The organism is Desertivirga xinjiangensis (assembly GCF_024436435.1).
GTDB classification, from domain to species: Bacteria; Bacteroidota; Bacteroidia; order Sphingobacteriales; family Sphingobacteriaceae; genus Desertivirga; species Desertivirga xinjiangensis.
Genome location: NZ_JAFMZP010000002.1, coordinates 486,709 through 499,674, shown reverse-complemented (window position 1 = coordinate 499,674; position 12,966 = coordinate 486,709). Strand labels below are relative to the sequence as shown.

Genomic DNA, 12,966 nt, shown 5'->3' with positions numbered 1-12,966 from the left:
CAAAGTGTTACTTTCGTCGATTTACAAGATCCATCGGCTATGGATTTTTATATTTGACGGAAAAATCCATCGTTCTCTCCTATGAAAGAATCCTTCCTCCGGCATTTTGGCTTCTGGTTACTGGCCATTCTTGTGCTGACCTGGATCTATGGTACTGCATTCGATAATTTTGCGCTAGGATTCTTGGTAATCCTGATGCTCATTCCGGTGCACATGCTTTACTTTTATACTGTAGCGTACTGGGTGGTCCCTCGTATCCTTTTCAGGCAAAAGTATCTCCTAACCTTCTTTGCCTGCCTGCTAAGTGCAGTCCTTGCCGCTGTCCTTTACCGGCTCAATGAAATTCTGGTTTCAGATCCTTATATCTACAACGTCTTAAGTGCAACCGAACCCAACTTTACCTGGTCAAAGCTCGACGGAAGTTTCAGCGAACAATTCCTGAATCCTCATGACTTTGTTAATGCGGTAGAAAGGAGCAATGTTATCGTTTGGGCTGGCGTGTCCCTTAAGTTCATAAAAATGTGGTACGAAAGAAGGCAGGCGGCCATGCAGGCTGAACTTAATTTTCTGAAAGCTCAGATACATCCGCATTTCCTCTTCAATACCTTAAATAACCTCTACGCGCTCTCGCTTAATCAATCCACGCAAGTTCCCGAGATTGTTATGGGACTATCTAATATCTTACGGTATATTCTCTATGAAGGCAATATGGAAGAAGTGTTGCTGAAGCGGGATATCGAAATCCTGGAAAATTACATTGCATTGGAAAAGATCCGGTATGAAGAGCGATTGGAGCTTAATTTTAATCTTATCGGCAGCGTTGACGGGCAGAAGATAGTCCCTCTGCTAATGTTGCCGTTGGTTGAAAATGCGTTTAAACATGGCGTCAGTGAAACCGTAGAGGCGCCCTGGATAAATATCGAATTACTGATAGACGGGAAAGATCTATCTTTTAAAGTCAGCAACAGTAAGCCGGCTGGAAACAGCAATGCAGTAAACAGAGACTTTGAAAAAGTGGGACTTAGCAATGTTAAGAAGCGACTTGAGTTGTTATACCCCGGTAGATATTCCCTGGAGCTGCTTGATGAAGAAGAGGTGTATATTGCGATTCTTAAACTTGAGCTTGATAAGCCTGCCTATATCGTGTGATCTATGCCGTTACGAACTTTAATTGTAGATGATGAACCTCACGCCATTGAGGTAATTGAGAAGTACCTAACGAACTTCCCTGAGGTGGAAATTTCCGGCAGATGTCATAATGCCATTCGGGCTGCAGAAATTATACGGTCTGCAAAAATTGATCTTCTATTTCTCGATATCAAGATGCCTGCACTGATGGGGACAGATTTCATTAAAGGTCTCACTAATCCTCCCAAAGTGATCTTTACCACAGCCTACCAGGAATATGCTTTGGATGGGTTTGATCTTGGTGCTGTAGACTATCTTTTAAAGCCAATTCCTTACTCACGTTTTTCAAAAGCGATGGACCGGGTGCGGGAGATCTTTGACCCGCGCTTTCGACCATCAGCAGAGAAAAGTCCTGATCTGGAAGTAGTTGTAAACAAAGAGCAGTTTTTATATCTGCGGATCAAGCGGGAAAACACGAAAGTAAAAACTTCAGATATTTTATGGATCGAAAGTGTGAAAGACTATATTAAAGTTGTGCTGAAAGACCGGGTGCTGACGACTAAATACAAAATTAGCGTGGTTGAAAAACTGCTTCCAAGCAAAGACTTCATCCGTATTCACAGGTCTTTTATTGTTTCGCTGGATAATATAGAATCCTTTCACCCAAACTATGTTAAGATAGCGGGAAAAGAACTACCGATTGGCCGAAATTACAAACAGGATTGCTATAAACGTTTCCTACAATCCTGAGCCTGCCACGGCAACCCGGTTAAAGTACATCCTTTCGGATATCTATCTAATATTTTTTTGATATCTTTTTCTAAGCGTTTCTCAACCCTTGCTAACCAGCTTTGAACCTTGTCTTCTATCGACAAATCCTGCCCTTTGTCGACAGAACTTGATTGCTATTTGCAGTGATCTAAATTCGCATCCCATAATTATCCATCTTAATTCCTGATCAAAATCTCAATACGTGAACACAACCGAAGTCTACCTGCCCCAAGCTTCTCTGGCTCAATACATCGATCATTACATGATCGTTGATATAGACTGGAAAACGAATTCTTTCATGTCTGATGTTTGGAGACTTATTCCTTTCGGACAAATTTCTATGTTATTCCTTTACGGAGACCTACATGAATACAGTCTGAAAAATGCTGAGGAAGAGATGAAGACCACCCCGCGCTCCTTTATTGTCGGACAACTGAGAAACCCTATCTGGTTAAAATTCCATGGTCATACGCGTCTGACAAAGGTGCAGTTTAAACCTGCCGGTATCCAGCGTATAATGGCTTACCAGATGGATGAATTTACTGATCTGCCATGCATCGCTTTGGAAAATATCTGGGGAAACCAGGCCAATGAAGTACTCGAAAGCCTGTTTGAAGCCAGGGATGATCTGTCGCGGGTAGAGGTACTCAACAAATTTTTCAGCCAGAAACTATTGCCAGAGACGGCTCAGGAAGCTTATGTAGAACATACCTTGTCGCAGCTTTACCAAAGTACCGGCAGTTACCGTCTTGCCCACCTTGAGCAGCAGCTTGGAATTACCGGGCGACAACTGGAACGTATCTTTCGGGCAAAAGTAGGGCTCTCGCCAAAAGAGCTCGGCCGCTTTATTCGTCTGAATGCTGCCTTTACTCGTCTTAACAAGAACCCGGATCAGTCGCTCTCAAACCTTGCCTATGAATTGGGATACTTTGACCCGGCTCATTTCTCCAGGGATTTTACCCGTCTCACCGGCCTCCGCGCTTCGCGTCTTAAAAAGAACGCAACAGGTGAGTTCTATGTCACTCATGGTAAATGCTTCACTAACCTCTATGGATGATTGTAGCTTGCCTCACATCTGAGCATGTCGGTTTTTTACAAAACATTGTCCCTCCGGCAAGCCATTTTTGCAGGAAAAATACAGCAGAAATATTTATGAAAGAGAGCATTGAGACAGCTTTAGAAGCAAACAGTATTTACAGGAATTATCAGGGAGGCTATTTCAAAACCCTTATTTCACCGGAAGAAAGCTCGGGTGAAATGGCCGTAATTGAAATGGTTTTACCGGAGGGTGCAGAACCACCCCTTCACTTACATGAAAACGAAGATGAGACGTTTTATGTGTTGGAAGGTGAAATGGCTTTTAACATAGATGGGGAACAACGAACAGCAAAGCCAGGAGATGCAGTATTTGCTCCGCGAAAGGTTCCTCATACATTCAAGATAATGAGCAAGCAGGCTACTTTTATCACCGTAATAACACCGGGCGCCTTGTGGAATTACTTTATCGAGTTTAGTACCCCCGCAACCGGCGAGCTGCAGGTTTTCCCTCCTATGGGACCTCCGCCCTTAGAGCTTGTTGCCCAGCTTACATCGCGGCTGTCAGAGGCTTATGGCGTCACATTCTTATAAGATCGGAAAAACTACTATTATGAAAATGAAATACTTATCTGCGCCGGTACTTGCGCTTACACTATTGGTGTCTTGTCAGAAAGATGAGGAAAGAACAAGCACCTACATTGTTAAGGCGGACGCTTCTAAGGTTGAATGGAAAGGAAGTGCAACCGATCACTTTCATGAAGGTTCATTTGACGTAGAGGGAGAACTGAAGATGAACAGTAAAGGAGTGATCAGCGGGGGCGAATTTAATATTCCTATAAGCAGCATTAAAAACTATGACTTGCCTGAGGGCCCGAGAGAAGACCTGCTTGCCCATTTGAAAAGCCCTGATTTTTTTAACCTTGCACTGCATCCTGATGCTAAATTTCATATTACTTCAGTATCACCATACTTGAGAGGAACAAGTTCGGCAGTTGAAGGTGCAAATTATGTAGTGACGGGGGATTTCTCCATGATTGGTCAAACCCATCAAATAAGTTTCCCGGCAAAAATTACCAGCGAGGGAACCACAGTGCATACAGATGCCTATTTCAAAATAAACAGGTTGAATTGGGGAATGAACAGTTATAACGATCCGGAGGAGTCCCTGTATCTGTTACCTGAGGTTGAAATAACGCTGAACATTACTTCCATCCGTGACTAAACACGTAGCCGGCCGATCCGGCCGGTTTTTTTAAACTATAAGTAGACTATAAAAAGATATCTTAGCATGACTTTTTTAGTCGCTTTAAAGGCGCCGATAGAATCTATTCGCTTATCACACCTTCTACCTCGAAGGATCCGTTATGCTGTCTCTAACTTTCATGCGATTTCTGATTTGAGTGGCTTAATACCTCCTGCAGAAGCGCCAATGCCTACTTTATAAGAGGGCGGGGTGAAACTCATTCGTTGATTAGGGAGAAAAGTACTAACCCTTGCTAATAATAACGTTGTGGTCGATTTCTAAAGAACGTACAACGGGAAAAATCTTCGATTTTCATTCCGACGATATCTCCATTGTCTACCTTTATGTATACTTTGTTATTTTCGATATCCACAGAGGAAACAACAGAAAGGTTGTCGCTATAATGCATCATGTCTCCTTCCTGAACAAGTTGAATGTCTTTTATCCTTTCCATAAGTGTTCTCAAATATATAACATCTGTTACAATTCGCCAAAGTGAATGGTTTCTTCTCTACGACACTTTGTACAACAGCCTCGAGTTTTTTAAGGGATAAAGAAATAAGAATGATGTTTCTTATCTTTTCAGTATCTCTTTGCATTATAATTGCTAGCTTGTCCAATAACTATCTTACATGTACCGTATCTCAAACGAAATTCAGCAATCACTGCTCTCGGCGCCTCCTACTATAGTTCTCAAGCCAGATACGCCGTCTTTTACCATTATATATGGTAATCCCGCATATTTAAAAGTAACCGGCACTAACCCTGGGGATATTGTTGGCCTAGGCCTCTTTGAAGCTTTTCCAGAAAATCCCGATGATTTGGAAACGGGAAGTGTTCAGGCTTTAAAAAACAGCCTGATCGAATGTGTACTAAAAAAATCTGAAACATCTCTGCCTACGCAGCGATATGATATCCCGGTCAGAGGAACAAATTCCTTTGAGACCAGGTACTGGAGGGCATTCAATAACCCGGTAATAGATGCCGATGGAAATATAAAGTATATTATCCACACAACAGTTGACATTACCGATGCATTTGAGCTGGCAAGAAAAGAGCGGATTGCAACTGAAGTGGCAGAATTGAAAACGAAAGAATTGCACTCTCTTTTTATGGAGGCACCCGGAGCGATTTGTATTGTTAAGGGTGCTGATTTCGTTTTTGAACTTGTTAATCCTACCTATCAAATTATATTTCCGGGCCGTTCTCTTCTTGGAAAATCTATTCTGGAAGCCTTACCGGAGATGGACGGGCACCCTCTTATGGATATCCTTTCCAAGGTTTATCTTAAGGGAGAGACATTCGAGGGGAAAGAGGTATTAACCGTACTGGCAAGACATGAAGGCAGTGAGCCTGAAGATATTTATTGGAATTTTATTTATAAACCCAGGTATAACGGAGATGGCGTAATTGATGGCATTCTGGTTTTTGCCTATGAGGTAACTGAACAGGTTAAAGCACGAAAACGTGCAGAAGAAGACGTTGATAAATTCAATGCTATTCTGGAGGCTATGCCTCAAATTTCATGGACAATTACGGATGAAGGATTAGCCACCTTTTTCAATAAGCAGTGGTATTCATACACGGGGCTCGATTTCAAGCAATCCAGTGGATATGGATGGCAGCAGGTGCTCCATCGAGATGACTTGCAATCTGCACTGGAAATCTGTCAAAAAATAAGGGAAACCGGAATTGAGGAAGACATAGAAACCCGTTATAAGCAGGCTGATGGAAATTTCAGGTGGCATTTAACTCGCATCAGACCTATCTTAAAAAGAAATGGAAAAGTCGATTTCTGGATAGGCACTTCCACAGATATTCATGAACTTAAAATGCTGCAACAGCAAAAGGATGATTTTATAAGTATTGCCAGCCACGAACTAAAAACACCAATAACCAGCTTAAAGGCTTCCCTCCAATTACTTGGTAGAATGAAAGGTCGGTTGCCCGATAACACAACGGTTAAATTAGTTGAACAAAGCAATATTAGCATCGCAAAGGTAACTGCACTCATAGATGACCTGTTAAATGCCAGCAAATCAAACCAAGGACAGATTCATCTTCGCAGGGCATGGTTTAGACCGGGCGAACTTGTGAACAATTGTTGCCATCATATTCGTGAGGCAGGTGAATATTCAATAATACTTCGGGGGGACAAAGAACTGGAAGTATATGCAGATCCCGATCGAATTGAGCAGGTATTGTTAAATTTTATTAATAACGCAATAAAATATGCGGCTCGATCAAAAGAAATTTTCGTTGACCTGGCTAAAGAAGAGCAATCAGTAAAAATCTCTGTCACAGATAATGGTCCTGGTGTCTCGAAGGACAAGATCCCGTACCTTTTCGACAGATATTACAGGGCAGACAGCAGTGGAATGCAATATTCAGGTCTAGGGTTAGGACTATACATCTGCGCAGAGATCATTAAAAAACATGGCGGTAAAATAGGAGTAAATAGTGATGATGGAAAAGGAAGTTCGTTTTGGTTTACGATTCCAATTAATCCTTTTTCTTAGAGTATAAAAAGAATACATCCTGCTATTATTTGAAACTCAATGGAGAATGCTTCGGCATATTATTTGTATTTTTTCTAAGAACTCCGGCGTCTTGAGCCGGAGATGTAAAGCCCCGAAAAATTCCCCTATGTTTCTGATAGCACGAAAATTGCTTATATTCAGCCGTCATAAATGAATGAAGGAAAGTAGCTCTTTGTTTGTCTTTTCACCTATGTTTTCGGTGGAAAAGAATACCGGTAAGGAAATGAAATTAAGCTTTCCTCTAATCCTCTTATTACTTTTAATTTGTCTAGGCTGTAACAAAAAGTCCGGCGAACAACAGCGTACGGTGCTGGCAATACCGGTTTACGGGCAAAGTCTGGCATTAGGTGAAGAGGCTGTCAGGGTTACGGATTTTGATTCTTTATCGAAAAAGACCTTAAATCATGTAGTAACCGAGAACCTTGATGGAGAGTTTGGATATCTGTCTGACACCCATTTTAAACAACGGATGAAAAAGATTCTGGGTGATAAAAGGCGCGCTTTTGAGCTCTCGATATATGGGATGTCAGAAGTTGTAGCTGCCTATTTGCAGAAAAAAGGAGCTCTCGATAGTATAATGATCTGTACATTTCCCGGCGGGCAGGGCGCAACAAGTATTGTCGATCTTGGCAGGGGAAGCAAGCCATATGTGAAATTTCTTGATGAAATAAAAAAGGCGCATAATAAAGCCAGGGAAAAAGGCTGGAAATTTATCGTTCCTGCTTTTTGCTGGATGCAGGGAGAAAATGATATTGTGTGGAAAAAGTCGACCAACTATAAGAAAGACCTGAAAATGTTCCAGCTGAACCTGTCTGAAGACATTAAAGCAATTACCGGACAGCCCCAGGACGTTGCCTGCATCTCCTACCAGACCAATTGCCTCACATTGTCTAAAAGCTTCAACGAGGCGACTTTTAATGCTAAGGAAGTTTTCGTACCGCAGGGGCAATTAGAGTTGATACAGGAAGATTCTTTATTTTTTGGAAGTGGCCCCACCTATCCCTACAGCTTCGTCGATGAACGTGTGCACCTTGATGGAATATCACAAAAAAGACTCGGTTACATGGCCGGGCTCTCAGTCGTCAGGATGCTTGAGTCGAAGCCAATCGGGGGGTTGTTTCCCCGAAATACCACTATTTCCGGCGACACTGTTTTAATTGATTTTGCCGTACCCCATTCACCACTTGTCCTGGATACTGTGGCTGTATTGAAAGCTGCTAACTATGGATTTAGTGTAGTATCCCCTAAAAACGTCAACATCCTTCGAAATGTACTCCTGAAGGATAATACAATAAAGCTTTTTTGTAAGAGATCCCCCGCAGGCTGTAAAGTGAGGTATGCCGTCAATGGTCTGCGTGGGAAAAACGGTTATAAACATGGTCCAAGAGGAAATCTAAGAGACTCGCAGGGAAATGAGTTGAAAATGAAAATACTTAATAAGGTCTACCCTTTGCACAATTGGTGCTATCAGTTTAGTTACCAGTTGTGAGAACCGATATACATGAACTTGAAAATGATGATTAACTTGAACAAAACAGTATGAGAAAGATCATTGCAGCAATCAATATGACCCTTGATGGGTTTTGTAACCATACCTCAATTGTCCCTGACGAAGAAATACATCAGCATTACGCTGACCTGGTGAGAAGTGCTGATGCCCTCTTGTATGGCAGGATAACTTACCAGCTAATGGAATTTTGGCGAACCGTGCTGGAAAAGCCTACAGGCGATAAGGCCATGGACGATTTTGCAGTCGCAATGGACAACGCTCCAAAGATTGTTTTTTCCCGCACAATGAAAAGTGTGGATTGGAAAAGTGCGAAATTAGCAAGTCAAGACCTTGAGAAAGAAGTTCTGGACCTCAAACAACAATCGGGTAATGACGTCTTTGTTTGCAGTCCGGGCTTGATTGTAGCTTTGACGAAACTTAAGTTAATAGACGAATATCAAATTTGTGTTCATCCTGTTATCGCAGGAAGTGGTTTGCCCCTATTTAAAAACATCAGCGAAAAAATTCTTCTCAAACTCATAAAGACCAAAACCTTTAGCGGCGGTGCTGTGACTCTTTACTATGAACCGGTAAACTAATTTATCAGCGAAAGCATTAATTTCGACATTCTCTTGCTCCACATCTTTTACCCAGGTCAGGTTTTAACATAAATCGACATGCTTGGTTTACTGCTATGCAGACAGGCCTATATCTGTTTGTCCCTGGTAATCAGTTAAACGCCTGTCGAAATTCCAGCGGCGATAAATTCGTCTTTTTTTTGAAGAGCGTGCTGAAGGATTGCGCGTGCTCAAAGCCCAGGGCATAGGCGATCTCGCTGACCGAAAGACTTGTTGTGGAGAGCTTTTCTTTGGCTTTCGCAATTAGTTTTTCATGAATATGCTGCTGTGTGTTCTGCCCGGTATGAACCCGAAGCAGGTCACTCAGGTAGTTCGGCGACAGGTTCATCTGCCCGGCAATATATTGTACCGTGAGCAAGCCCCGTACCTCACTTTTAAAGTAATCATCGATCAACTGCTCGAACCTGGTGAGGAGATCTAAACTATTATTTTTGCGGGTTAAAAACTGCCGCTCATAAAAGCGGTTGGAGTATTTTAGCAGGCTCTCAATTTGCGTCAGAATGATCTCCTGGGTATGCTTATCGATATGCTGGCACTCCTTATCAATTTTATGGAGGATGGTGATCAGGTCATCTTCTTCCTCGGCCGACAGGTGCAGCGCTTCATTAACGGCATAATCGAAAAAACCGTAGTGATGAATGCTGGTCGCCAGAGCATGCTGTAACAGGAAGTCCGGGTGAAAGATCAGGAGATAACCGGACCCGCATTCCATATTTTGCAGGTCCAGTTGCTGCACCTGGTTAGGCGCGGTAAAACTTAATACTCCTTTATCGTAATCATAATGCTGCTGTCCGTACCTGATCTTGCCTTTGGCTTCGCGTTTGAGCGCCACGCAATAAAAGCGGTTAACAAAACCTTTCCAGACCTCGTCTTCCAGAAAAACACTTTCCGCCAGATTGATCACGCTCACCAGCGGGTGGCGAGGCTCTGGCAATGACAGCAAGCGGTGAAATTCCGAGATAGAGTTAATTGAATTAATGGAGTGCATACTCAAAATTAATCAATTAAGCCCATACTGAACTCATCATAAGGTGCGCCCGTGTCAGTACCCAAAGGCACAATGCTCTCCAGTTGTGAAAGATCTGCTTGCGTCAACTCGATGGTAGTCGCGGCAAGGTTTTGCTCCAGGTACTTTCTGCGTTTCGTCCCCGGGATCGGTACAATCCCCTTGCTCATGATCCAGGCCAAAGCCAGCTGCGAAGAAGTGACGTTCTTTGCTTCGGCCATGGCTTCAATTGCCTTAACCAATTCAATATTCTTATTAAACATTTCTCCCTGGAAACGCGGGATTGCTCTGCGGAAATCATTCTCCGGCAGGTCATCGATGCTTTTGATCTGTCCCGATAAAAAACCACGGCCCAAGGGTGAGTAAGCTACAAACCCAATACCCAGTTCCTTTAAGGTCGTCAAAACCCCGCGTTCTTCCACGGTCCGCTCAAACAAAGAGTACTCGCTTTGTACAGCAGTAATTGGATGCACGGCATGCGCCCGCTTAACCGTTTCAGACGAAACTTCGGACAAACCGATATAACCTACTTTACCTTCCTTAACCAGCTCCGCCATCGCTCCAATCGTTTCCTCGACCGGCGTATTTTTATCCAGACGGTGCAAATAATACAGATCGATGTAATCGGTATTGAGATTCTTTAGCGAACGCTCTATAGACTTCTTTACATAGTCCCTTTTACCATTAATGGCCCAGGTTACTTTATTGTTGTCATCGATCTCCCAGCCAAACTTAGTGGCCAAAATAAACTGATCACGTTTACCACTGATTGCTTTAGCGATCAACTGCTCATTTTTCAGCGGCCCATACAGATCGGCAGTATCCAAAAAATTGCCGCCCAACTCCAGCGAACGATTGATGGTTGCGACGGCTTCCTGCTCATCCGCAGGACCATACATATTCCCTTCTTCAAAACCTGTCATGCCCATACAGCCCAGGCCGATCACTGGTACAACCAAGCCCTGGCTGCCCAATGCTATTTGTTTTATTTCCATGATTCAAAGATCAGTAAGCCAAATGGAACGCATGTATGCAAACCCCTGAAGCTTGTAAGCAAATTACCTATTATTGATTCTGTTCCTCTTACGTCTACTGCCGTCCCTTCCTGCCCAATGTCGTTATTTAAGCTTTTGTCTGTCCTTAGGAGTTCCGGAGGAGCTTCAAGGATTAAAAAGGAGTAATTATGTAAGAAAAGCATAAGCGCAGTGTATGCGGTCATCCTCCAGAAGGAGGGCCGAAATTAATTTTGCAAAGCGGTAACTTTATGTTCCGCAAGGTTTTAACAAATTAATAACTGCACTTATGCCTAGTACAAATTTGCAAAATTTCATTGACTTTAAGGGTCAGAATTTTTATGTTGGACTGGACGTCCACAAAAAATCGTGGGCTGTAACCATCCGTAGCCTTGGTATTGAGGTAGCTCGTTTTACTCAACCGCCAGGAGGGGAATCGCTAAACAACTATCTACAAAGGAATTTTCCGGGAGGCCGTTATCATTCAGCGTATGAAGCTGGCTTTTGCGGCACAGGCATTCATGAAGAATTATGTAAACAGGGAATAGACAATATCCTGGTACATGCCGCTGATATACCTTCTACGGATAAACAGAAGAAGAATAAAACAGACCTGCACGACAGTCGTTCCATTGCCGAACACCTTGAAAGAGGCAACCTGCATGGAATTCACGTTTTAACGCAGGAGCAACAAGAATTGCGGAGCTTATTTCGCTTTAGGGAAGCAAAAGTTAAGGACGTGACCCGGGTCAATAACAGACTAAAAAGCTTCCTGATATATTATAGCATACACCTGCCTGAATCAGTCTCTAAAAAGGAATACCTGTCCAAAAGAGCATTGAATTGGTTAAACCTTGAACTGGAGTCTCCTGCAGGTACCATTGCTTTACAGCAGTATATTGCATAATCTAAAAATGTATCTATTTCCTTTAAAGCAACTAAGGCATTTTTTTACCGAATATGAAAAGTCAAAGAACATTTTTATTGAAATACCGTATAATTTTACACAAAAGAACAACAATTTGTAAAAGATGAAAAAACAATTTAACAAGACCTTAGCACTATTTACACTGTTACTGACAGCTACTTTCGCAGCGAAATCACAGACGAGTACCGAACCGTTCGAGACAGAGTCCCACGGTTCCACAAGTTTTACGGACAATGGCGTAATTTTTAACATTCTATCTCACAATGGATTATTTGACATTCAGGCCAATTATCCAGGCGCGGGCTGGAATGGTATAGCAAACGACAATCGCTTCATAGACAATACTGGCACAGCCAATCAACCTGAAAACCCTTCGTTCAGCATCAAGACGACCTCCAACCTTTTTAAAGTACCCAGATTTTGGGTTTATGCGTCTGCGGCAAATTTGAATCTCAACGTAACTGGCACATTGACCGTTACAGGTAAGCTAAGTGGTGTCACCAAGTTCACCCAAACTAAAACCACAGGCTTTGCGACGAGCCTTGGAACAACAAATGGTTATACATTGATTGATCTAACCAACCTTAATGGACAAAACTACTCGAATATCATAATCGACCAATTGCAGATTACTGGGGGTGGTAATTACAGGTATCTTGGACTAGACGCATTTACCTGGGTTAAGGATAGCAATGTATTACCTGTTTCGCTGACCAATTTTTCCGCGAGCCTTTCTAACTCAGGCATTTTAAATGCAAAGTGGAAAACTGCATCGGAAAGCAACAATAGTCACTTTATCTTGCAAAGTTCAAAAGACGGAAAGTCATGGAAAGACCTTGTGCGCCAGGATGCTGCAATCAACGGTGCCTCCGGAGCATCTTACGAGGTAGAGATTAACATAGCAAATATGAGCCTTGCCGGCTTTACGTTATTAGGGTTCCTCCTGCTTCCTTTCTCCAGAAGACGTTACCGCTTGGCGGCTTTACTGGCAGTGATGACCATAATTGCTGGCTCTTGCGCGAAAGAAAAAGACCTCAACTGGATTGACCAACAAGGCGATAAATCTACTAGTGTCAATACCATTTACTTAAGATTGGCGCAGGTAGATCACGACGGGACTACCACTTACAGCGAACCAGTGGCCGTAAAAGCCAAGTAGTTCTTCCTTTAAA

General features: G+C 42.7%; 13 protein-coding genes. 10 read left to right on the top strand and 3 right to left on the bottom strand.

The features are described from left to right. The first annotated feature begins 81 nt into the window (after positions 1 to 81). The 5 genes from J3P37_RS07020 to J3P37_RS07000 all read left to right on the top strand — a co-directional run bounded on the left by J3P37_RS07020 (position 82) and on the right by J3P37_RS07000 (position 4,159). Positions 82 to 1,149, top strand: a complete 1,068-nt coding sequence (locus J3P37_RS07020) for a sensor histidine kinase (RefSeq protein ID WP_256010364.1) — start codon at positions 82 to 84, stop codon at positions 1,147 to 1,149. A gap of 3 nt (positions 1,150 to 1,152) precedes the next feature. Beyond that, positions 1,153 to 1,878, top strand: a complete 726-nt coding sequence (locus tag J3P37_RS07015) for a LytR/AlgR family response regulator transcription factor (protein WP_256010363.1) — start codon at positions 1,153 to 1,155, stop codon at positions 1,876 to 1,878. A 223-nt stretch (positions 1,879 to 2,101) separates the two neighbouring features. Beyond that, positions 2,102 to 2,956 carry an AraC family transcriptional regulator gene (locus tag J3P37_RS23085; RefSeq protein ID WP_256010362.1) on the top strand — a complete coding sequence of 285 codons (855 nt, stop codon included), beginning with the start codon at positions 2,102 to 2,104 and terminating at the stop codon, positions 2,954 to 2,956. Between the two features lie 95 nt (positions 2,957 to 3,051). After that, complete coding sequence (locus J3P37_RS07005) at positions 3,052 to 3,528, top strand: cupin domain-containing protein (protein WP_256010361.1); 477 nt, start codon at positions 3,052 to 3,054, stop codon at positions 3,526 to 3,528. A gap of 25 nt (positions 3,529 to 3,553) precedes the next feature. Continuing rightward, positions 3,554 to 4,159: a YceI family protein gene (locus J3P37_RS07000; RefSeq protein WP_256010360.1), complete on the top strand. Its 606-nt coding sequence runs from the start codon at positions 3,554 to 3,556 to the stop codon at positions 4,157 to 4,159. 274 nt (positions 4,160 to 4,433) lie between these two features. Here J3P37_RS07000 and J3P37_RS06995 read toward each other — a convergent pair whose 3' ends face one another. Beyond that, positions 4,434 to 4,646, bottom strand: coding sequence for a hypothetical protein (locus J3P37_RS06995; protein ID WP_256010359.1), 213 nt, complete (start codon positions 4,644 to 4,646; stop codon positions 4,434 to 4,436). A 166-nt stretch (positions 4,647 to 4,812) separates the two neighbouring features. Here J3P37_RS06995 and J3P37_RS06990 point away from each other — a divergent pair, with 166 nt between their 5' ends. From J3P37_RS06990 to J3P37_RS06980, 3 genes are all read left to right on the top strand, one after another. Beyond that, a complete protein-coding gene (locus J3P37_RS06990) occupies positions 4,813 to 6,699 on the top strand; it encodes an ATP-binding protein (RefSeq protein ID WP_256010358.1) in 1,887 nt (628 codons plus the stop codon). Between the two features lie 175 nt (positions 6,700 to 6,874). Continuing rightward, positions 6,875 to 8,209: a sialate O-acetylesterase gene (locus J3P37_RS06985; protein ID WP_256010357.1), complete on the top strand. Its 1,335-nt coding sequence runs from the start codon at positions 6,875 to 6,877 to the stop codon at positions 8,207 to 8,209. A 50-nt stretch (positions 8,210 to 8,259) separates the two neighbouring features. Then, positions 8,260 to 8,808: a dihydrofolate reductase family protein gene (locus J3P37_RS06980; protein ID WP_256010356.1), complete on the top strand. Its 549-nt coding sequence runs from the start codon at positions 8,260 to 8,262 to the stop codon at positions 8,806 to 8,808. 130 nt (positions 8,809 to 8,938) lie between these two features. Here J3P37_RS06980 and J3P37_RS06975 read toward each other — a convergent pair whose 3' ends face one another. Next, entirely contained in the window at positions 8,939 to 9,826 is an 888-nt protein-coding gene (locus tag J3P37_RS06975) for a helix-turn-helix domain-containing protein (protein ID WP_256010626.1), read from the bottom strand. Positions 9,827 to 9,843: 17 nt separating this feature from the next. Continuing rightward, positions 9,844 to 10,848 carry an aldo/keto reductase gene (locus J3P37_RS06970; RefSeq protein ID WP_256010355.1) on the bottom strand — a complete coding sequence of 335 codons (1,005 nt, stop codon included), beginning with the start codon at positions 10,846 to 10,848 and terminating at the stop codon, positions 9,844 to 9,846. A 307-nt stretch (positions 10,849 to 11,155) separates the two neighbouring features. Here J3P37_RS06970 and J3P37_RS06965 point away from each other — a divergent pair, with 307 nt between their 5' ends. Together J3P37_RS06965 and J3P37_RS06960 are read left to right on the top strand one after the other, a co-directional pair. Further along, a complete protein-coding gene (locus J3P37_RS06965) occupies positions 11,156 to 11,773 on the top strand; it encodes an IS110 family transposase (protein WP_256010354.1) in 618 nt (205 codons plus the stop codon). Positions 11,774 to 11,897: 124 nt separating this feature from the next. Further along, entirely contained in the window at positions 11,898 to 12,953 is a 1,056-nt protein-coding gene (locus J3P37_RS06960) for a hypothetical protein (protein WP_256010353.1), read from the top strand. Positions 12,954 to 12,966 lie beyond the last annotated feature (13 nt).

Excerpts from the sequence above, each read along its gene's own strand:
- J3P37_RS07020 (WP_256010364.1), top strand. The coding sequence starts at position 82 with ATGAAAGAATCCTTCCTCCGGCATTTTGGCTTCTGGTTACTGGCCATT.
- J3P37_RS07015 (WP_256010363.1), top strand. The coding sequence starts at position 1,153 with ATGCCGTTACGAACTTTAATTGTAGATGATGAACCTCACGCCATTGAG.
- J3P37_RS07005 (WP_256010361.1), top strand. The coding sequence starts at position 3,052 with ATGAAAGAGAGCATTGAGACAGCTTTAGAAGCAAACAGTATTTACAGG.
- J3P37_RS07000 (WP_256010360.1), top strand. The coding sequence starts at position 3,554 with ATGAAATACTTATCTGCGCCGGTACTTGCGCTTACACTATTGGTGTCT.
- J3P37_RS06990 (WP_256010358.1), top strand. The coding sequence starts at position 4,813 with ATGTACCGTATCTCAAACGAAATTCAGCAATCACTGCTCTCGGCGCCT.
- J3P37_RS06985 (WP_256010357.1), top strand. The coding sequence starts at position 6,875 with ATGAAGGAAAGTAGCTCTTTGTTTGTCTTTTCACCTATGTTTTCGGTG.
- J3P37_RS06980 (WP_256010356.1), top strand. The coding sequence starts at position 8,260 with ATGAGAAAGATCATTGCAGCAATCAATATGACCCTTGATGGGTTTTGT.
- J3P37_RS06970 (WP_256010355.1), bottom strand. The coding sequence starts at position 10,848 with ATGGAAATAAAACAAATAGCATTGGGCAGCCAGGGCTTGGTTGTACCA.
- J3P37_RS06965 (WP_256010354.1), top strand. The coding sequence starts at position 11,156 with ATGCCTAGTACAAATTTGCAAAATTTCATTGACTTTAAGGGTCAGAAT.
- J3P37_RS06960 (WP_256010353.1), top strand. The coding sequence starts at position 11,898 with ATGAAAAAACAATTTAACAAGACCTTAGCACTATTTACACTGTTACTG.